This is a genomic window from Bradyrhizobium diazoefficiens USDA 110 (assembly GCF_000011365.1).
Taxonomy (GTDB): Bacteria; Pseudomonadota; Alphaproteobacteria; order Rhizobiales; family Xanthobacteraceae; genus Bradyrhizobium; species Bradyrhizobium diazoefficiens.
On record NC_004463.1, the window covers coordinates 8,671,339 to 8,690,469 of the forward strand.

Annotated in this window: 16 protein-coding genes; 2 read left to right on the forward strand and 14 right to left on the reverse strand. The window is 65.4% G+C overall.

The window, feature by feature from the left end; genetic code table 11:
* Positions 1-13 precede the first annotated feature (13 nt).
* On the forward strand, positions 14-496 hold the full coding sequence (locus BJA_RS40155; RefSeq protein WP_011090633.1) for a CinA family protein: 483 nt from the start codon (positions 14-16) through the stop codon (positions 494-496).
* Positions 497-683: 187 nt separating this feature from the next.
* Here the strand turns inward: BJA_RS40155 and BJA_RS40160 are convergent, their stop codons facing one another.
* The 13 genes from BJA_RS40160 to BJA_RS40220 all read right to left on the reverse strand — a co-directional run bounded on the left by BJA_RS40160 (position 684) and on the right by BJA_RS40220 (position 14,849).
* Positions 684-959, reverse strand: a complete 276-nt coding sequence (locus BJA_RS40160; RefSeq protein ID WP_028173735.1) for a DUF1488 family protein — start codon at positions 957-959, stop codon at positions 684-686.
* Positions 960-1,094: 135 nt separating this feature from the next.
* Positions 1,095-1,709 carry a tetratricopeptide repeat protein gene (locus BJA_RS40165; protein WP_011090635.1) on the reverse strand — a complete coding sequence of 205 codons (615 nt, stop codon included), beginning with the start codon at positions 1,707-1,709 and terminating at the stop codon, positions 1,095-1,097.
* Between the two features lie 120 nt (positions 1,710-1,829).
* Entirely contained in the window at positions 1,830-3,299 is a 1,470-nt protein-coding gene (locus BJA_RS40170) for an AMP nucleosidase (protein ID WP_038966123.1), read from the reverse strand.
* Positions 3,300-3,404: 105 nt separating this feature from the next.
* A complete protein-coding gene (locus tag BJA_RS40175) occupies positions 3,405-4,739 on the reverse strand; it encodes an HlyD family type I secretion periplasmic adaptor subunit (protein WP_028173732.1) in 1,335 nt (444 codons plus the stop codon).
* A 10-nt stretch (positions 4,740-4,749) separates the two neighbouring features.
* Positions 4,750-6,498, reverse strand: a complete 1,749-nt coding sequence (locus BJA_RS40180; RefSeq protein ID WP_011090638.1) for a type I secretion system permease/ATPase — start codon at positions 6,496-6,498, stop codon at positions 4,750-4,752.
* A 253-nt stretch (positions 6,499-6,751) separates the two neighbouring features.
* Complete coding sequence (locus tag BJA_RS40185) at positions 6,752-7,021, reverse strand: GlsB/YeaQ/YmgE family stress response membrane protein (RefSeq protein WP_011090639.1); 270 nt, start codon at positions 7,019-7,021, stop codon at positions 6,752-6,754.
* Positions 7,022-7,492: 471 nt separating this feature from the next.
* Positions 7,493-8,467: an ABC transporter ATP-binding protein gene (locus BJA_RS40190; RefSeq protein ID WP_011090640.1), complete on the reverse strand. Its 975-nt coding sequence runs from the start codon at positions 8,465-8,467 to the stop codon at positions 7,493-7,495.
* A complete protein-coding gene (locus tag BJA_RS40195) occupies positions 8,464-9,879 on the reverse strand; it encodes an Asp-tRNA(Asn)/Glu-tRNA(Gln) amidotransferase GatCAB subunit A (RefSeq protein ID WP_011090641.1) in 1,416 nt (471 codons plus the stop codon). Before BJA_RS40195 ends, BJA_RS40190 begins: the two co-directional genes overlap by 4 nt.
* On the reverse strand, positions 9,876-10,073 hold the full coding sequence (locus tag BJA_RS40200) for a hypothetical protein (RefSeq protein WP_038966122.1): 198 nt from the start codon (positions 10,071-10,073) through the stop codon (positions 9,876-9,878). Before BJA_RS40200 ends, BJA_RS40195 begins: the two co-directional genes overlap by 4 nt.
* Positions 10,070-11,131: an ABC transporter ATP-binding protein gene (locus BJA_RS40205; RefSeq protein WP_038966121.1), complete on the reverse strand. Its 1,062-nt coding sequence runs from the start codon at positions 11,129-11,131 to the stop codon at positions 10,070-10,072. The genes BJA_RS40200 and BJA_RS40205 overlap by 4 nt, the downstream gene beginning before the upstream one ends.
* A 3-nt stretch (positions 11,132-11,134) precedes the next feature.
* Positions 11,135-12,037, reverse strand: a complete 903-nt coding sequence (locus BJA_RS40210) for an ABC transporter permease (protein WP_011090643.1) — start codon at positions 12,035-12,037, stop codon at positions 11,135-11,137.
* Between the two features lie 3 nt (positions 12,038-12,040).
* Entirely contained in the window at positions 12,041-12,994 is a 954-nt protein-coding gene (locus BJA_RS40215) for an ABC transporter permease (protein ID WP_011090644.1), read from the reverse strand.
* Positions 12,995-13,190: 196 nt separating this feature from the next.
* Positions 13,191-14,849 (reverse strand): ABC transporter substrate-binding protein, encoded by a 1,659-nt coding sequence (locus BJA_RS40220; RefSeq protein ID WP_028173726.1) that lies wholly within the window; start codon positions 14,847-14,849, stop codon positions 13,191-13,193.
* 200 nt (positions 14,850-15,049) lie between these two features.
* On the opposite strand from BJA_RS40220, the gene BJA_RS40225 reads away from it, so the two are divergent.
* Entirely contained in the window at positions 15,050-16,645 is a 1,596-nt protein-coding gene (locus BJA_RS40225) for an ABC transporter substrate-binding protein (RefSeq protein WP_028173725.1), read from the forward strand.
* A 197-nt stretch (positions 16,646-16,842) separates the two neighbouring features.
* On the opposite strand, the gene BJA_RS40230 is transcribed toward BJA_RS40225, so the two are convergent.
* Entirely contained in the window at positions 16,843-19,074 is a 2,232-nt protein-coding gene (locus BJA_RS40230; protein ID WP_011090647.1) for a CHASE2 domain-containing protein, read from the reverse strand.
* Positions 19,075-19,131: the final 57 nt, after the last annotated feature.

Below are 19,131 nucleotides of genomic sequence, written 5' to 3' on the forward strand. Positions count from 1 at the left end.
AGAGGTCAAAGGGATGAAAGAGCTCGTCGGCATTGCTGAACAGGTTGCGGCGAAACTGATCGCGCGCAAACAGACCATTGCGGTCGCGGAATCCTCGACCGGCGGCCTGATTTCGGCCGGCCTGCTCGCGGTGCCCGGTGCATCCGCCTATTTCCTCGGTGGCGCGGTGGTCTACACCCGCGATGCCAGGCGCGTGCTGATGGATATTTCGGACGAAGGAATGAAGGGCTTCCGCTCCTCGTCGGAGCCATACGCAAAGCTGTTGGCCGAGCAGATGCGCAGCCGCTTCAATTGCGACTGGGGCCTGTCCGAGACCGGCGCCGCCGGCCCCACCGGCAACCGCTACGGCGACGCCGCCGGCCATAGCTGCATGGCGGTCGCGGGGCCGGCGGCGGAAGTGATCACGCTGGAGACGGGCGGCAATGACCGGCTTGCGAATATGCAAGTGTTTGCGACGACGGCGCTGAAGCTGCTGCTGAGGAAGCTATCGGAATAGCCACATCGTCGTTTGCGGACGAGAGAGCGGCGCCGTCTTACATCTCGTGTCGTCCAGGCGAAAGCCAGGACCCATAACCCCAAATGGAAATTGTTGCGGTCGGCGGGGCCGCAGCTTCTTCCAACAACATTCGATGGTGGTAATGGGTCCTGGCCTTCGCCAGGACGACGTTGGGGAGGCACGGTGCCTACCGCCCTAAATGCCGCATGAAGATCCGCACCACATACCCCTTGAACCGCGGCGCTTCGTCGTAAAGGTCCGATGCGATCCGTTCGATGGTCTCGCGCAGGGACAGGAATTGCGCCTGCCGCGCGCTGCTCTCGGTGCCCTGCATGCCTGCAAGTTCGTCCATCGCGGCGTCGGAGATCTGGCAGTGCACGACCTCGCCATCGTTCAGCATGGTGAAGCGAAAGGCCAGACGTTCGAGGTCGTGGCCGATAATCCTGTCGCGCGTCAGCGGCATCCAATTGTCCCGTTCGCGCCCCCGAACGGGACAATGCTGAAAATCTGACGCGTTGTCACCACCCGCGCCAGAGTGCATGGCCGTCATACGACGCTCTTCAACAGCGCGCTCCCGTCAGTCGGCCACGCTCCGGCGTCAGTAGACGAGCGCCGTACCGGACGGCTTGTCCAGTGCCGCGGCCAGCGATCTGTACTCATCGCAATCCGTCCCGCAGATGGATGCGATCCGGCCGAGGTGATAGAGCGCCTGCTCGCGGTTGCCCCGCTCGAGCTGCCACAGTCCGTAATATTGCCACGTCTGCACGTGGTTCGGATCTGCCCGCAAGGCGCGTTCGTACCAGACCTGCGACTGCTCGTAGTCGCCGAGCTTGCGATAGGAGTAGCCGATGAGGTTGGCGACGTTCGGATGGTCGTCATGGCCGAGCGACTTCAACTGCGCGATCGCGGTCGCATAGTCGTTACGCTCGTAGATGGTGTCATAGGCCACGCGGTAACCGGCAGCGAAAGCGGGATCGCCTATGCTGGACTGGTTGCCTTGCTTCTTGCCCTTCTGGGTCGCCTTGGTGCCCGGCCGCTTCGGATAGGTTGGCTGCGGCTTCTGATCCGAATAGGCGCCGGCGTAGGGATCGGTAGAACTGATGCTGCCGCCGCCTCCACCACCGCCGCCCCCGCCCGCGGCGAGCGCCGGCGAGCTCAACAGGGCTGCAGCAAATGTGCCGAGTGTGACGAGCCTGATCATCCCAGTGAACATCTCCGTCTCCTGTCCTGCTTCAAGCGGCCCCGGACGAATTGATAACCCTGCCTCGGCAGCGATATTCCAGGTGCTGTGTTCACGGAGACGTCAGCGTTCGTACGACAGTTCTGTTGTCCTTTACTGGAATGCCACTTCGGCAAAGCTTCTCAGCTTTCGCGAATGCAGGCGCTCCGACTCCTGCTGTTTGAGCCGCTCCAGCGCCTTCAGGCCGATCTCGAGATGCTGGCCGACGCGGCGGCGGTAGAATTCGCTGGCCATGCCCGCGAGCTTGATCTCGCCGTGCAGCGGCTTGTCGGACACGCAGAGCAGCGTGCCGTAGGGGACGCGGAAGCGATAGCCGTTGGCGGCGATCGCGGCCGATTCCATGTCGAGTGCGACCGCGCGCGATTGCGACAGGCGGCGGATCATCTCAGGGCCTGAGATCTCCCAGTTGCGGTTGTCGACGCTCGCGACCGTGCCGGTGCGCATCAGGCGTTTGAGCTCGAAGCCTTCGAGGCCCGTGACGTCCTCGACCGCCTCCTCGAGCGCGACCTGCATCTCGGCGAGCGCCGGGATCGGCACCCAGAGCGGCAGCTCGCGGTCGAGCACGTGGTCCTCGCGCACGTAACCATGGGCGAGGACATAGTCGCCGAGCCGCTGCGTGTTGCGCAGGCCCGCGCAATGGCCGAGCATCAGCCAGGCGTGCGGGCGCAGCACCGCGACGTGGTCGGTGACGTTGCGCGCATTGGACGGGCCGGTGCCGATGTTGATCAGGCTGATGCCGCGATAGCCGGGCTCGACCAGATGGAAGGCCGGCATCTGCGGCGTGCGTGTCGGCGCGTCCCCGCTCGTCGCGCCCCCGCTCCGCGTGATCACGTTGCCGGGCGCGACGAAGGCGTCGAGGCCGGCCTCGCCGGACTGAAGCCGCTGCTGGCAGAGCTGCGCGAAGGCATCGACATAGAACTGGTAGTTGGTGAAGATCACGAAGTTCTGGAAGTGCTCGGGATCGGTGCCGGTGTAGTGATAGAGCCGGCGCAGCGAGTAATCGACCCGGGCGGCCCGAAACAGGGACAGCGGCTCCGGCGCGCCGGGCTGGAGCTCGAAGGTGCCGTCCGCAATCGAATCGTCCATGGTGGCGAGATCGGGCACATCGAACGCGTCGCGCAGCGATCGCGTCACAAGGGAATTCTCGCCGGTGGTGATGGCGGCTTCGATGTTGATGTCGCGGCGATAGGCGAAGTGGATCGGGATCGGCTCCGCCGACTCGCCGATCTCGACGGGTACGCCGTGGTTCTGGATCAACAGGCCGATCTGCTCGGTGAGATAGCTGCGGAACAGATCCGGTCGCGTCACGCTGGTCTCGTGCACGCCGGGGCCGGCGACGAAGCCGTAGGAGAGACGCGAATCCAGCCGCGCATACGTCGCGGTGGTGAGGCGGACGAAGGGGTAGTAGGCCCGCGCCCGCGTCGTGATCGCTTCGCCGCCGACATAGGCCTCGAACCGGTCGCGCAGGAATTTCGTATTGCGTTCGTATATCTCTTCGAGCCGTGCGACGGCCGCGGACGCGTCGGAGAAGGATTCGGTGGCGATGGAGGGCGGGGATTGCATGGTTCGAACGCCGGGTTCGTGGGGCTTGAGTCGAACTATAGCAAGACGCAGCCAAGCCGTCATTGCGAGCGCAATGACGAGTTGGGGGTGACGCGCCGCCGCGCGTCACTTCTCCCGGAAGGCCCGCATCAACTGGTCGTGCAGCGGCTTCATCAGATAGGACAGCATGGTGCGGTCGCCGGTCTGGACGAAGGCTTCCACGGGCATGCCGGGGATCAGCTTGGAATCGCCGAGCCGGACGACCTCTTCGGCCGGCAGCGAGACGCGGATGGTGTAGTAGCTCTGGCCGGTACGCTGGTCGGTGGTGACGTCGGGCGAGACGCGGCTGACGACGCCGTTGAGCTCGGGCGTGGTGCGCTGGTTGAATGCGGACAGGCGCAGCAGCGTCTTCTGGCCGATCTGGAGCTTGTCGATATCGACCGGATTGACCTTGGCCTCGACCTGGAGATCGTCGGCCTGCGGCACGATCAGCATCAGCGCATCACCGGCGGTGACGACGCCGCCGACGGTGTGCACGGTCGATTGCAGCACCATGCCGTCCTGCGGCGCGCGGATGTCGACGCGGCGGAGCTGGTCCTCGGCGGCGACCTTGCGCTCGATCAGCTCGCCGATCTTGTCGTTGGTCTCGCGCAAATCCTTGGAGACCTCGCTCACCATGTCCTTGTCGACCTGGATGATCTGAAGCTCGGTCTCGGTGATCTTGCCCTTGGCCTGCGCCCGCGAGGCGATGTACTGCGCCCGCTCGCCGTTGAGGCGAGCGCTGTCGCGCTCGAGCGTGGTCAGGCGCGAGATCTGCACGAGATGCTTCTCGTAGAGATCGCGCACGCCGGTGAGCTCCTGCTGCACCAGCGAGATTTCCTTGTCCTTGGCCCGCTCCTGCGCGGAGAGACCCTCGATCTCCTCGTTGAGCTGCTGGATGCGCTCGCGGAGCTGCGCCTTCTGGCCGGCACGGCCGTTGACGCGGACGTCGAACAGCTTGGTTTCGGCGGAGAGCAGCGTCTTGACGTCGTAATCGTTGCCGCGATCGAGCAGCGATTGCGGGAAATCGATCCTGTCGATACCGCGCTGCTCGGCCTGGAGCCGTGCCGCGCGCGCCAGCGCGGCGTCGAGATTCTTGGTGACGATGGCGAGGTTCGCCTTGGTGACGGTGTCGTCGAGCCGCACCACCACGTCGCCGGCCTTGACCACGTCGCCGTCGCGGGCGCGCAGCTCGCCGACCACGCCGCCGGTCGGGTGCTGCACCTTCTTGACGTTGGATTCGACCACGACCTGGCCCGGTGCGATCAGCGCCCCCGAGATCTGCACCGTGGCCGCCCAGCCGCCGAGGCCGACGACCAGGACCAGCACGATCCCGAGCCCGAGCATCAAGTGAAACTTGATGGAATCCCGCACGGTCTTCTTGGCGGCGGGCTTGCCGCCACCGATCGCCATCGTGCTCATGACTTTGTGCTCATGACTTGGCCACTCCGCCCTCACTGACGACCTTGATCGGTGCCGGCGGCGTCACGCGCGGCTGGAGCACCTGGGCGAGCACCTGCTCCTTCGGGCCGAAGGCCTGCATGCGGCCGTCGCGCAGCACCAGGATCTGGTCGACCGCCTCGACGCCGATCGGCCGATGCGCCACCACGACGACGATAGCGCCGCGCTCGCGGGCGGCGCGGATGGCGCGGGTCAACGCCTCGTCGCCTTCGGTGTCGAGATTGGAATTGGGCTCATCGAGCACGATCAGGAACGGATTGCCGTAGAGCGCGCGCGCCAGCGCCACGCGCTGCGCCTGGCCTGCGGACAGCGCGCCACCCTGCTCGCCGACCTGCGTGTTGTAGCCCTCGCGCATCTTGATGATCATCTCGTGCACGCCGGCCTCCTTGGCCGCGGCGATGATGCCGTCGGAGGTGGCCTCGGGGTCGAAGCGGCTGATGTTCTGCGCGATAGTGCCGCCGAACAGTTCCACGTCCTGCGGCAGATAGCCGATGTGCCGGCCGAGCATGTCCGATGACCATTGGTCGAGCGCCGCGCCGTCGAGCCGCACCTTGCCGCGCACCGGCTGCCAGACGCCGACCAGCGCGCGGATCAGCGAGGATTTGCCGGAGCCGCTCGGCCCGATCACGCCGAGACCGTTGCCGGCGGCGAGCGCGAAGGTGATGTCCTGCACGATGAGGCGCTGATCGCCCGGCGGAACCATGGCGACGCCCTCGACCGAGAGCCGGCTGGTGGGCGCCTGCAACTGGGTCGGCATCGTCTGCGCCGGCATCTGCTCCAGCAGGCGGGTCAAGCGCTGCCAGCTCTGGCGGGCCGCGACGAAGGATTTCCAGTGCGCGATGGCGAGATCGACCGGCGCCAGCGCGCGGGCCGACAGGATCGAGCCCGCGATGATGATGCCGGCGGTCGCCTCCTGGTGGATGACGAGATAGGCGCCGACCGCGAGCACGGCGGATTGCAGCATCATGCGCAGCACCTTGGCGACCGCGCCGAGGCCGCCGGCGACGTCGCTCGCACGCTGATTGCCGACGAGATATTTTTCGTTGGCCTCGCTCCAGCGCTGGTTCATCCGGCTGGTCATGCCCATCGACACCATCACTTCGGCATTGCGACGGCTGGAGGCGGCGAGATCGTTGCGCTGGGCCGCAAGCCCCATCGCATCCTTCGCCGGCTGGCGGGACATGAACTCGGTGACCACCGTCAGCCCGACCAGGATGATGGCGCCGACCAGCGCGGTCACGCCGATCATGACGTGGAAGGCGAAGCAGATGGCGAGATAGAGCGGCAGCCAGGGCAGATCGAAGAACGCGCTCGGTCCCATGCCGCCGAGGAAGGAGCGGACATTGTCGAGGTCGCGCAGCGGCTGGAGGCCCTCGTTGCGGCTGCCGATCAGCAGCGGCAGGCGCACGACGGTGTCGAACACGCGCTTGTTCAGGGCCTCGTCGAGCGCGGTGCCGATCCGCCCCAGGATCCGGTTGCGGATCATGTCGAGCACGCCCTGCGCCGCGTAGAGGAAGCTGGCGATGATGATCAGGCCGACCAGCGTCGGAATGCTGCGGCTCGGCAGCACCCGGTCGTAGACCTCCAGCATGAAGATCGACCCGGTCAGATAGAGCAGGTTGATCATGCAGCTCATCAGGCCGACGCCGACGAATGCCGTGCGACAAGCGCGCAGCGCGTCAGCGAGCTCCGAACGGCGAACGCCAGGGACGGCTGCCATCAGTCTGGTCTCTTTCGGGTAAGGGGCAAAGCCCCTGATTTCAAAGGCAATTTCAGGAGTAATTGACCCGGATTAACATCGCGTTTTCGCCCCTCGTCCAACGCGGCTGAATCAACCCGATCCCCTGTGGGGGCACATCACCCCCTGATGGCCCGGCGCGCAAGTCCGGAATCTCACAGTCTTGCGGCTTTTTCTTGCAGATATGTCACCTCTCCCCGGGCGGGGAGAGGTCGAAAGTTAGGTCAAGGCGCCGCTAGAACCGGCCGCCGCCGCGGACCAGCCGCACCACGAGCAGCAGGATGACCGCGCCGATAGCGGAATAGACGATTTCTGACACGAGCCCAGTGCCGATACGAATGCCGAGCTTCGGGAACAGGAAGCTGGCCACAAACGCGCCGGCGATGCCGATCACGATGTCGCCGATGATGCCGAAACCGGCGCCCCGCACCACCTTGCCGGCCAGCCAGCCGGCGACCAGGCCGACGAACAGAATGACGAGCAGGCCTTCATTGGAAATGTACATAAGTGAGGTCCCTCTCCGTGAACGGGGCCATGGAACCGGAACCGGGATGAATGGGGTCTGAATGCTGGTCGGCTCGCCCTCGGTGGGGCGTCTAAACAAAAAACTCGAAAACAACCCCATGCACAGTAGAACGGACCTTGGCCGAGCGCGCTCGGTGAATTGTGACAAGCCGGTGTTGCCGCAGAGGAATTCCGAAGTGGCGCGCGTTTGGAAAGTGAGGGACGCAAACTCTCTCATTCCCTCCCCCTTGCGGGCGAGGGGCAGGGAGAGGGGTAGCCGCGGGCGCGGGCGGCTTTTCACCTCTCCCCGCTTGCGGGGAGAGGTCGGATCGCATCGCAAGATGCGATCCGGGTGAGGGGGTACAGGTCTCTCGACATGGTCATGCGCGGAGAGAGGCCCCTCACCCCAACCCTCTCCCCGCAAGAGCGGGGCGAGGGAGCGCACCGTCCCGGGAGCGACAGCTCGCCAGCGCTACGACGCCGTCACCGGCTCCGCCAGCACGCACCTTGCCGCCCGGCCTGGTCCCACCTCCACATTCGCAGGCAGTTGCTCCAGGCAGCGCGGCTGGGCGGCGGCGCAGCGGGGGGCGAAGGAGCAATTGTGGGGCTTTTCGGCCAGCGACGGCGGGGTGCCCGGGATGGTTTCGAGGCGCTGCCCCCGCTTGGCGCCGTGGATGGTGGAGGCGAGCAGGCCCTTGGCATAGGGGTGCACCGGCGTGCGGACGATGTCACGCAAGGTTCCCTGCTCCACGATCTGGCCGGCATACATCACCGCGACGCGGTCGCAGATCTCGATGGCGACGCCGATGTCGTGGGTGACGAAGATGACGGACATGCCGAACTCGCGCTGCAGCTCGCGCAGCAGCAGCAGGATCTGGATCTGCACGGTGGCATCGAGCGCGGTGGTCGGCTCGTCCGCGAGCAGGATCTTTGGCCGGCAGGCGAGCGCCAGCGCGATCATCGCGCGCTGACGCATGCCGCCGGACATTTCGTGCGGATAGGCATCGAGCCGCCGTTTTGCGGAAGGAATGCGCACGACCTCGAGCATTTCGAGCGCGCGTGCCCTTCCTTCCGCATAAGACTTGCCTTCGTGGCGCACCACGCTTTCGGCGATCTGCGCGCCGATGGTGTAGACCGGATCGAGCGCGAGCGCCGGCTCCTGAAAGATCATCGAGACGGTCTGGCCGCGGAACGACGAGAGCTCCTCGTCGTTCATCGCGAGCACGTCGCGGCCCATCACGTTGACCTTGCCCGTGATCTGCGTGCGCTTCTTCGGCAGCAGCCGCATCAGCGCACGCAGGGTCACGCTCTTGCCGGAACCGGATTCGCCGAGCAGGCCCAGCACCTCGCCGTCTCCCAGCGAGAGGCTGAGATCGTTCACGGCATAGACCGTGCGCTCGCCGGTGAAGCGGATGTTGAGGCCTGAGATCTCGACGAGCTTTGTCATGACGGCAGTTTGGGTACCCGATCGTGATAGTCGGTGACGCGCTGGAACGCCGCGCCGATGGTGAGCAGGGTCGCTTCATCGAAGGAGCGGCCGATCAACTGCATGCCAACAGGCAGCCCGCTTTTGGTGAAGCCGGACGGTACGGTCAGCGACGGCAGGCCGAGGAAATTCACCGGGCGGGTGAACAGCGTCAGCCGCTGCACCATGGCCGGCGCATTCGGGCCGCCGCCGACATCGCTCTCCTCGATGGTCGGCGCCGGCACCGGCGAGGCCGGCGCGATGATCGCGTCGACACCAGCGGTCGCGGCGTTGTGGGCGGCAAGCGCGGGACCGCGCCAGCGCATCGCTTCGAGATAGGTGATGGCGGGAACGGCGAGACCGTTCTGCAGCCGCATCAAGACCTGCGGTCCATAATCCTGCGGACGCTCGATCATCCAGCGCTTGTGAAAGGCGGCGGCTTCCGCCGCGAGCACGAGCTGGCTCGCCGAAGACAATTGCCGCTGGTCCGGCAGCTCGACCTTGACGATGTCGGCGCCCTCGCGCTTGAGCACCGCGATGGTCTCGTCCAGCACGCGCGCGACCTCGCTGTCGAGATCGTCGACGTAGAACGACGCGGGCACGCCGATCTTGAGGCCTTTCAGCGAACCCTTGGTCGCGCCGACATAGTCGGACAGCGGCTCATGGCTCGCGGTCGAATCCTCGGGATCGGGACCGGCCATTAGCGCCAGCAGCAGCGCGCAGTCCTCGGCGGTGCGGGCGAGCGGCCCGACCGTGTCGAGCGATTGCGACAGCGGCATCGCGCCGGCGCGGCTGACGCGGCTCCAGGTGGTCTTGAGGCCGGTGACGCCGCAGAAATGTGCGGGCATGCGGATTGAACCGCCGGTATCGGAGCCCAGCGCCGCAAAGGTCAGCCGCGCGGCCACCGCCGAGCCGGAGCCCGACGACGAGCCGCCGGTGATATGCGCGACGTTCCAGGGATTGCGCACCGGACCGTAATGGGCGTTGTGGCCGGTCGGTCCATAGGCGAATTCGGCGAGATGCAGCGTGCCGAGCCGGACCTGGCCCGCATCCTTCAGCCGCTGCAAGGCGGTGGAGGTCGTCGTCGCGACGAAATCGCGGCGGATCAGCGAGCCGCAGGTCGAGACCTTGCCGGCATCGTAATACATGTCCTTGTGCGCGAGCGGCACGCCATGCAGCGGACCGCGCACTTCGCCCTTGGCCAGCTCGGCATCGGCGGCCTCGGCTGCTTTCAGCGCCGCCTCCGCCTCGATCGACATGAAGGCGTTGAGATGCGGCTGCCACTGCGCGATGCGGTGCAGCAGCGCGCGCGTCACCTCATGCGAGGACACCTGCTTCATCGCGATCGCACGCGCGACCTCGGTGAGCGTCATCAATGCCGGTTCGGTGCTCATTTCGACACCTTCGCCGTCTGCGCGAGCACGTAAGAAGCCGGCTCGAGGTCGAATGGCAGCGTGCCGGCGATGGCGGCAAAGCCTTCGAAGGCCGGCCCGATGGAGTTGGAGATGCGTGTTGCGATCTCGTCATCCACGGGAACGCCGGCAACTAGCGCGATCGGCTTGATCTCTTTTGGTGTCGGTCTCGTCATGCGATTTCCCCTGCGGGCGCGCGGCTATGGCCTGACCCCGGAATGGCCATGTAGCACGCGGCCTCGTGGCCCATTGTATCGACCGCGGTGAGCTTTGGCGCTGCATTTGCGCAGAGCGGCTCCGCAAATGCGCAGCGCGTGTGGAAGCGGCAGCCCGACGGCGGATCGATCGGATTGGGCGGATCGCCGGTGATCGGCGGCTTTTCGGTACGCCTGTCAGGATCGGAGGACGGCATCGCCGCCAGCAGCGCGCGCGTATAGGGATGCGCCGGCTGGTCCCAGACCTGGTCGACCGGGCCGAGCTCGACGACCTCGCCGAGATACATCACCAGCACACGATCGCTGATGTAGCGCACGACGTTGAGATCGTGGCTGATGAAAAGATAGGTCAGGCCGAATTCGCGCTTGAGATCGGCCAAGAGATTGAGCACCTGCGCCTCGACGGATTTGTCGAGCGCGGAGACGGCTTCGTCCAAAATCACCAACCGCGGCGACAGCGCCAGCGCCCGCGCGATATTGACGCGCTGGCGCTGGCCGCCGGAAATCTCGTGCGGATAGCGGTTGGCGAAGTTTTCCGGGCGCAGGCCGACCTTGCCGAGCAGCTCGCGCGCCAGCGCCCGCGCCGTGCCATCGGCCATGCCGTGGACTTTCGGGCCAAAGGCGATGGATTCCTCGATGGTGAGGCGCGGATTGAGCGAGGCATAAGAGTCCTGGAACACCATCTGCATGCCGCGGCGCAGCTCGCGCAGCGACAGCGCCTGACCGACGGTCATGCCGTCATAGATGATGTCGCCGGTATCGCGCGGCATCAGATGCATCAGGAGGCGCGCGGTGGTGGACTTGCCGCAGCCGGATTCACCGACGATGCCGACGGTCTCGCCCTTGGCGACAGAGAAGGAGACGTTGTCCACGGCGCGCACGGTGCGTTTCGCGGCGAACAACCCGCCGCGGACGGGGAAATGCTTGGTCAGGCCGTTGACCTGGAGCAGCGGCTGCGCGACGCCGCCAAGATCTTCGATCGGCTCAAGCATGGCGACGGAAGCGTTGGTTTCGCTCATGGCCTAGTTCCTGATGTCCATGGCGCTGCGCAGGCCGTCCGAGAGAAGGTTGAAGCAGATCGAGACCGCGAAGATCATCGCGCCGGGAAGCGCGGCGACCCAGGGATTGACGTAGATCGCGGTGCGCAGCGTATTCAGCATCAGCCCCCATTCCGGCTCCGGCGGCTTGGTGCCGAGGCCAAGGAAGGAGAGGCCGGCGGCCAGGATCATCGAGACCGAGATCAGGCTGGTGGCATAGACGAAGATCGCGCCCAGCACGTTGCCGAGGATGTGCACGCGCATGATCGTGAAGGCCCCGGCACCGGAGGCGCGCGCGGCCTCGACGAAATCCATGTTGCGCACGCCGGTGGTGACACTCTCGGCAACGCGGGTGATCTGCGGCACGAACACGATGGTCAATGCCACGATGGAGTTGAGGATGCCGGCGCCGAGCGCGCCGGAGATGGCGATGGCGAGCAGCACCGACGGGAAAGCGTAGAACACGTCCACGGTGCGCATGATCGCGGTGTTGAGCTTGCCGCCGACATAGCCGGCAATGATGCCAAGCGAGGTGCCGATGCAGAAGGCAAGGATCACGGGCAGGATGCCGATGACCAGCGACAGCCGCCCGCCATAGATCAGCCGTGCCAGCATGTCGCGGCCGAGCTCGTCGGTGCCGAGCGGGTAGCCGACCGTGCCGATATGCCGAAGGCGGCGGATCATCGAGCCCTTGTAGGGGTCTTCCAGGCCGAGCCATGGCGCCAGGATCGCGGACAGGAAGATCAGCAGCAGCACCAGCGCGCAGGCCATGCTGACCTTGTCGCGCACGATGCGGCGGCCGACGGTGGCCCAATAGCCGCGCGCCTTGGTGGCGGGCGCGGCCTGCAGCGCGGCGTCGGCAGTGGCGGACAACGGAAGCTCGCTCATCGGCTAGCCCCGCTTGATGCGCGGATCGATCGCGGCTTGCGCGATATCGACCAGCAGATTGAGGAAGACGAAGAACAGCGCGAGGATCAGGATCGTGCCCTGCAGCAGCGGCAGGTCGCGCTGGAAGATCGCCGAGTTGAGCAGGAAGCCCGAGCCCGGCCAGGAGAACACGGTTTCGATCAGGATCGAGCCGCCGAGCATGTAGCCGAGCTGAAGCCCCATCACCGCGAGCGCGGTGGGCGCGGCGTTCTTGATGACGTGACGGAACACGCCGGTTTCGTGCAGGCCTTTTGCGCGCAGGGCCTCGACGAAGTCCTGGCTGAGGATGTCGCCGGTGAGCGCGCGCACGGTGCGGGTGACGATGCCCATCGGAATCACCGACGTGGTGATCGCCGGCAGCACGAGATATTTCAGGTGCGCCCAGTCCCACGCCCAGGAGTTGGAGCCGTTGGGCCCGGCGCCGACCGCGGGCAGCCAGTTCAGCTGCACCGAGAAGATAATGACCAGCACCATGCCGAGCCAGTAATGCGGCACCGAGACGCCGGCGATGGCAAAGGAGGTCGCGACCTTGTCGATCCAGGTCTCGCGGAAATAGCCCGCGATCAGGCCGAGCAGGATGCCCATGGTGAAGCCGATGATGGCGGCGGCAATCGCGAGCGTGACGGTGTTGCCGACCGCGCGCATGACCTCGGCGAGCACGGGGCGCCCCGTCGCGATGGAATTGCCGAGATCGCCATGAAGGGCACGGAGCAGCCAAAGCCCGAACTGCACCGGCAGCGGCCGGTCGAAGCCGTAGGCGGCGCGCAGCTGCGCCGCGAGCTCCTGCGAAGCGTCGGCCGGCAGCACGGCGACGAGCGGATCGCCCGGCGTGATGTGCACGAGCAGAAAGCACACCAGCGCGACGCTGATGACGATCGGGACGACATAGACGATGCGTCTGGCGGTATAGGCGAGCACGTCGGATTCTTTCTTCCCTTCTCCCCTTGTGGGAGAAGGTGGCGCGAAGCGCCGGATGAGGGGTTCTATCCGCGGTTACAGCATTATCGAATGAGAGAGAGGGTCACTCGCGGAGAGAGACCCCTCACCCGGCTTCGCTATCGCGAAGCCACCCTCTCCCACAAGGGGAGAGGGTACAGCGTGCGTGTGGCGCGAACTACTGCATCGACACCAGCGAGAAGTCGATGAACCAGCTCTTCGGCTGCACGACGCCTGTGACCTTCGGGCTGATGGCGCGGGGGCCGACGTCGTGGGCGACGTAGAGGAAGGCGGCGTCGTCGACGGAGGCCGCGTGCAGCTCGGCGAGCGCGGCATCACGCGCGGCGGGATCGAAGGTCTGGCGCGCCTTCTTCACCAGCTCGTCGAACTTGGGATTGTTGATGAAACCCCAATTGTTCGAGACCGGCGGCGCCATGCCCGATTGCAGGAAGCGCACCAGTGCGAAGAACGGGTCCATCGCCGCATAGGTGACGTTGGTCGCGTTGGAGCCGTTGGCCGAGGGATCCTTGGCGCCGCGGCGCCAGTTGGTGAACAGCGTGTTCCACTCGATGACGTCGAGCTTCACGTCGAAATAGCATTCGGCGAGCGCCTGCTGGAGATATTCGTTCATCGGCAGCGGCTGCATCTGGCCCGAGCCGGAGGCCGAGGTCTGGATCTTCACCTCGAGCTTCTTGTTCGGGCCGAAGCCGGCCTCCTGCATCAGCTTCTGCGCGGCCGCCTTGTCATACTTGATCTCGAAAGCCGGCTTGCCGCGCCAGGGATGGCCGGGCTCGAAGGTGCCGGTCGCAGGCACCATCAGGCCGGCGAGCAGGCCGTCCTTGAGGCCTTCGCGATCGACGCAGAGGTTGGCCGCCTTGCGCACGCGGATATCGTTCCAGGGCGAGCCTTCGATGCGCGAGAACTGCCACGGCCAGACATGCGGCTGCTCGTTCGCATAGAGCTTGAAGCCGCGCTGCTTGAGCTCGGGCAGCGCGTCCGGCGCGGGCGCCTCGACCCAATCGACCTGCCCGGAGAGCAGCGCCGCGGTGCGGGCGTTCGCCTCCGGCATCGGCAACAGCACCATCTTGTCGACCTTGGGCACGCGCGCCTTGTCCCAATAGCTCGCATTCTTGACCAGCTCGAGCCGCTCACGCGGGGTGAAGCTCGCCATCTTCCACGGGCCGGTGCCCGCGGCATCCTTCGCAAAGGCAGTCCAGGCGGCCTGCGACTTGGCCTTGGCGTCGGCGCCTTCCGCCTTGTCATAGAAATGCTGCCACTTCGCCGGGCTCGCCATGAACAAATTGGTGAGGTTGATCGGCAGGAAGCTGTCGGGCTCCTTGGTGGTGAGCTCGACCGTCATGTCGTCGATCTTCTTCGCCGAGGCGAGCGTCGGCATGCGCGAGGCCGTGACGCCGACCTGGCTGGCGTCGAATTGCGGCGCATCCTGCTTCAGCACCTTCTCGACGTTCCACACCACGGCGTCCGCATTGAACGGCGAGCCGTCATGGAAGGTGACGCCGGGGCGCAACTTGAAGGTCCATTTGGTCTTGTCGGCATCGTCGACCTTCCACTCGGTCGCAAGGCCCGGGATCACCACGCTCGGCTTGTCGGCGGAGGACAGGTCCCAGCCGGTCAGCGCGTCATACATGGTGAGGCCGGTGAAGCGGTTGCCTTCAAAGCCCTGATCGGGCTGGCCCAGCGTGCGCGGAATATCGGCAGCGGTCATGCCGATGCGCAGCACCGTTTCCGCGCTGGCCACACGCGGCCATGCGGCGGCACTGCCGAGCGCCAGCAACGCGATCAGCGCCGCGCGGGTCTTGTTGTTCTTGATCAGCATCGTCTCAGTCCTCTTCCGGCTTTCAGTGACTAATTTTGATGCAATCGCATGCAATGGCTGTGCCAATGGGGAAACTTTTTCTGCAAATTGCCCCTGCGACGACAAGTCTTTGTGATCGCACGTCTGCGGAGGCACGTCGCTGCCTATTCTGGCATCAAGATTGCAAGTTTGGCCCCGAAATCTCCTGGGAGCTTTGGGCCATGCGTATCCGACTAACGACCTGTTTCGCCGTGCTTGCGCTGGCGATTTCCGCGATCTCGGCGCGCGCCGAAACGGTGGTGCGCTACGGCATCTCGATGGCGGACATTCCGCTGACGACCGGCCAGCCCGATCGCGGCGCCGGCGCCTATCAGTTCACGGCCTACACGATCTACGATCCGCTCGTCGCCTGGGAGATGGACGTCGCCGATCGTCCCGGCAAGCTGGTGCCGGGCCTCGCGACCGAATGGAAGGTGGACGATGCCGACAAGACCAAATGGCGCTTCACGCTGCGCAAGGGTGTGAAGTTTCACGACGGCAGCGAGTTCAACGCCGATGCCGTGATCTGGAATCTCGACAAGGTGCTCAACGACAAGGCGCCGCAATTCGACAAGCGGCAGAGCGCGCAGGTGAAGACCCGCCTGCCATCCGTCGCAAGCTACGCCAAGATCGACGATTCCACGGTGGAGATCACCACCAAGACGGTTGATTCCTTCTTTCCCTATCAGATGCTGTGGTTCCTGGTCTCGAGCCCGGCGCAGTACGAGAAGCTCGGCAAGGACTGGGACAAGTTCGCCAGCGAGCCCTCCGGCACCGGCCCGTTCAAGCTGACCAAGCTGGTGCCGCGCGAGCTTGCGGAGCTGACCAAGAATCCGGACTACTGGAACAAGAAGCGCATCCCCAAGGTCGACAAGCTGGTGCTGGTGCCGATGCCCGAAGCGCTGACGCGCACCAACGCGTTGCTCGCCGGGCAAGTCGACCTGATCGAGACGCCGGCGCCGGACGCCGTGCCGCAGTTGAAGGCGGCCGGCATGAAGCTCGTCGACAACGTCACGCCGCATGTCTGGAATTATCATCTGAGCGTGCTGCCGGGCTCGCCCTGGACCGACATCCGCTTGCGCAAGGCGCTGAACCTTGCGATCGATCGTGAGGCCGTGGTCGGCCTGATGAACGGCCTGGCAAAACCCGCCAAGGGCCAGGTCGATCCGTCGAGCCCGTGGTTCGGCAAGCCGACCTTCGAGCTGAAATACGACCTTGCGGCGGCGAAGAAGCTGGTCGAGGAAGCCGGCTACTCCAAGGCCAAGCCGCTCAAGACCACCTTCATCATCGCGCAGGGCGGCACCGGCCAGATGCTGTCGCTGCCGATGAACGAGTTCTTGCAGCAGAGCTTCAAGGAGATCGGCATCGACATCGACTTCAAGGTCGTCGAGCTCGAGACGCTCTACACGCATTGGCGCAAGGGCGCGGCCGACGAGATGAACGCCGGCATCACCGCCAACAACATCGCCTATGTCACCTCCGACCCGCTCTACGCCATCGTCCGCTTCTTCCATTCCGGCCAGATCGCGCCGGTCGGCGTCAACTGGGGCGGCTACAAGAACCCGAAGGTCGACGCGCTGATCGACGAGGCCAAGCAGACCTTCGACAGCGCCAAGCAGGATGAGTTGCTCGCCCAGGCGCACGCGCTGATCGTCGATGACGCCGCGCTGGTCTGGGTCGTCCACGACACCAACCCGCATGCGCTGTCGCCTAAGATCAAGCAGTTCGTGCAGGCGCAGCACTGGTTCCAGGACCTGACGACGATCGGGGTGGAGTGAGGGCAATCTACCGCGTCAAACACCCCTGTCGTCCCGGGCAAGCGTCAGCGCAGACCCGGGACCCATAGCCACAGGGAGATGTTTGGCGAAGACTCGGGTTGCCGATCTCGCGCCGCAACTCCTCCCTGGGATTATGGGTCCCGGATCGGCGCGCGCTTGAGGCGCGCTTGTCCGGGACGACAGCGAATGTGTGCCCCCTACTTCGTCAGCAGCGCGTATGCCCCGTTCCAGCCTTCCGCCGGCGGATTGAGCTGGAATTCCTTGATGCGGATTTCATAAAGCTTGAACAGCTTTTCCAGCGTGTCGGCGTCCTCGCTGCGACGGCCGCGCTCGATGGCGTCCAGCGCGCCCTGCCAGTCGCGGTTGCGGTAGCAGCCGAGCATCTCGATGGTGACGTTGCGCAGGCGCTGGAAGGAGCCTGAATGCATCACGTCCTCGCGGCCGGCGACGGCGTAGATCACCTCCGGCTCGGTCTTGCCCTTGACCATGATGAAGTCGAGCTCGAGGATCGCGAACTTGTCCTTGGCGGCGAGCGCGGTCCTGGAGCCGACGATGATCGGGAAACCGTATTCCTTCGACTGTCCCTCCAGGCGCGAGGCCAGGTTCACGCTGTCGCCGAGCACCGAATAATTCTTCTTCAGGTCGGAGCCCATGTTGCCGACCACGCCGATGCCGGTGTTGAGGCCGATGCCGACATTGAGCGGGATGTAGACGTGGCCGCCGTCGGCGGCCTCCTCCTCGCGCTCCTTGTTGACCGCGTCGATCCGCTCCAGCATCTGGATCGCAGCCTCGCAGGCGTTGACCTCGTGCTCGGCATCGTCGAGCGGCGCGTTCCAGAACGCCATGATGGCGTCGCCCATGTACTTGTCGATATAGCCCTTCTGATCGATGATCACGTCGGTCAGCGGCGTCAGGAAGCGGTTCATCAGCGTGATGAGACCTTGCGGATCGTGCTTGTAGCTCTCCGAGATCGTGGTGAAGCCGCGCACGTCGGAGAACATGATCGTCATCTCGCGCTCCTCGCCGCCGAGCACGAGCTTTTCCGGCGACTGCGCCAGCTGTTCGACCAGAACCGGCGACATGTACTGCGCGAACATGCCTCGGATCTGCACGCGCTGGCGCTGCTCGCGCACGAAGCTGGCGAAGATCAGCGTCAGGTAGATCGCGGTGGTCGACAGCAGCGGGTAGGTGAAGTCGATGAGGTAGCGGTACTGCGCGTAGAAGAACCAGGACACGCCGACCAGGATGGCGGCGAACATCGCGCCCGCAAGCACGAGGCGTACCGGGCCGAGGTTCGGCGTGAAGATGATGACGAGCAGGCCGATGACAAGCGCGGCGATCAATTCGACGCCGAGCGCGTAGTTCGGCTGGGAGATCACCGCGCCGCTCAGCACGCTCTCCAGCACCTGGGCATGGATCTCGACGCCCGGCATGGTCGAGGACACCGGCGTGGTCTTGATGTCGTTGAGCCCGACCGCGGAGGTGCCGACCAGCACCAGCTTGCCGGCGATCTTGGCGGGCGGCACGGTGTTGTCGAGCACGTCGGCCGCCGAGACGTAGATCGAGGGATCCTGGCGAGCGTAATGCACCCAGAGCTGGCCGTTTCTGTCGGTCGGTATCTCGACGCCCTTGAGGCGCACGCCCCGCACGCCGGTCTTGTCGGTCCGGACCAGCAGCGTCGGCGTTCCCGTGATGACGCGCAGGATCTCGAGGCTGAGCGAGGGCATGACCATGCCCTGCGCGCGCATGATCATCGGCACGCGGCGGATCAATCCGTCGCGCTCGGTCTTGATCGAAAACAGGCCACGGCCCGCCGCAACCTTCTCGATGACGGGCACGTTGCGCAGGAGGCCCGGGAATTCGAACAGAAAGCGTTCGGCACCGTCCTCGCCGACCGTCGCGACGCCGGTGAAGGGGAGCTCCTTGTCGATCTCCGACGAGATCGCCCGCTGCCCGGTCTCGCCCAGCACCACGCGCGAGCGCTTGATAGCATCGGCAAGGATCTGGTCATTGGTCGGCAGCTCGCGCAGCTTGGCGCGGGTGGCATCGTCCAGATAGCGCATCTGGCTCGCGACCAGATCCGGGTTGAGCCGGTCGGCTTCCGAGAACACCACGTCGAAACCGATCGCGACCGCGCCGTTGCTGGTGAGGTTCTGGATCAAATCGGCGATCCGCGTCCGCGGCCACGGCCACTGCCCGAGCCTGGCGAGGCTCTTGTCGTCGATGTCGACGATGGTGACCGGCCGCGCCGTCTTGTGGCGCGGATCGATCAGCTGAAACATGTCGAAGGTGCGCAGCCGCAATTCCTGGATCGGCGGCGGATCCCAGAGCCGGGCGCCGGCGAAGACGACCAGCAGCGCCAGGCACATCAGCCGCGCAAGGCCAAGCTTCCGCGCAAACCACCGCCGGAGGATCTTGAGACGTTTCATATCGCCTGAATTTCCCGCAGCTCTTCTTCGTCCGATGTTCGGGCGACAATACGCAAT

Coding starts and splice junctions, on each gene's coding strand:
- BJA_RS40155 (WP_011090633.1), top strand. CDS start 14: ATGAAAGAGCTCGTCGGCATTGCTGAACAGGTTGCGGCGAAACTGATC.
- BJA_RS40160 (WP_028173735.1), bottom strand. CDS start 959: ATGCCGCTGACGCGCGACAGGATTATCGGCCACGACCTCGAACGTCTG.
- BJA_RS40165 (WP_011090635.1), bottom strand. CDS start 1,709: ATGTTCACTGGGATGATCAGGCTCGTCACACTCGGCACATTTGCTGCA.
- BJA_RS40170 (WP_038966123.1), bottom strand. CDS start 3,299: ATGCAATCCCCGCCCTCCATCGCCACCGAATCCTTCTCCGACGCGTCC.
- BJA_RS40175 (WP_028173732.1), bottom strand. CDS start 4,739: ATGAGCACGATGGCGATCGGTGGCGGCAAGCCCGCCGCCAAGAAGACC.
- BJA_RS40180 (WP_011090638.1), bottom strand. CDS start 6,498: ATGGCAGCCGTCCCTGGCGTTCGCCGTTCGGAGCTCGCTGACGCGCTG.
- BJA_RS40185 (WP_011090639.1), bottom strand. CDS start 7,021: ATGTACATTTCCAATGAAGGCCTGCTCGTCATTCTGTTCGTCGGCCTG.
- BJA_RS40190 (WP_011090640.1), bottom strand. CDS start 8,467: ATGACAAAGCTCGTCGAGATCTCAGGCCTCAACATCCGCTTCACCGGC.
- BJA_RS40195 (WP_011090641.1), bottom strand. CDS start 9,879: ATGAGCACCGAACCGGCATTGATGACGCTCACCGAGGTCGCGCGTGCG.
- BJA_RS40200 (WP_038966122.1), bottom strand. CDS start 10,073: ATGACGAGACCGACACCAAAAGAGATCAAGCCGATCGCGCTAGTTGCC.
- BJA_RS40205 (WP_038966121.1), bottom strand. CDS start 11,131: ATGAGCGAAACCAACGCTTCCGTCGCCATGCTTGAGCCGATCGAAGAT.
- BJA_RS40210 (WP_011090643.1), bottom strand. CDS start 12,037: ATGAGCGAGCTTCCGTTGTCCGCCACTGCCGACGCCGCGCTGCAGGCC.
- BJA_RS40220 (WP_028173726.1), bottom strand. CDS start 14,849: ATGCTGATCAAGAACAACAAGACCCGCGCGGCGCTGATCGCGTTGCTG.
- BJA_RS40225 (WP_028173725.1), top strand. CDS start 15,050: ATGCGTATCCGACTAACGACCTGTTTCGCCGTGCTTGCGCTGGCGATT.
- BJA_RS40230 (WP_011090647.1), bottom strand. CDS start 19,074: ATGAAACGTCTCAAGATCCTCCGGCGGTGGTTTGCGCGGAAGCTTGGC.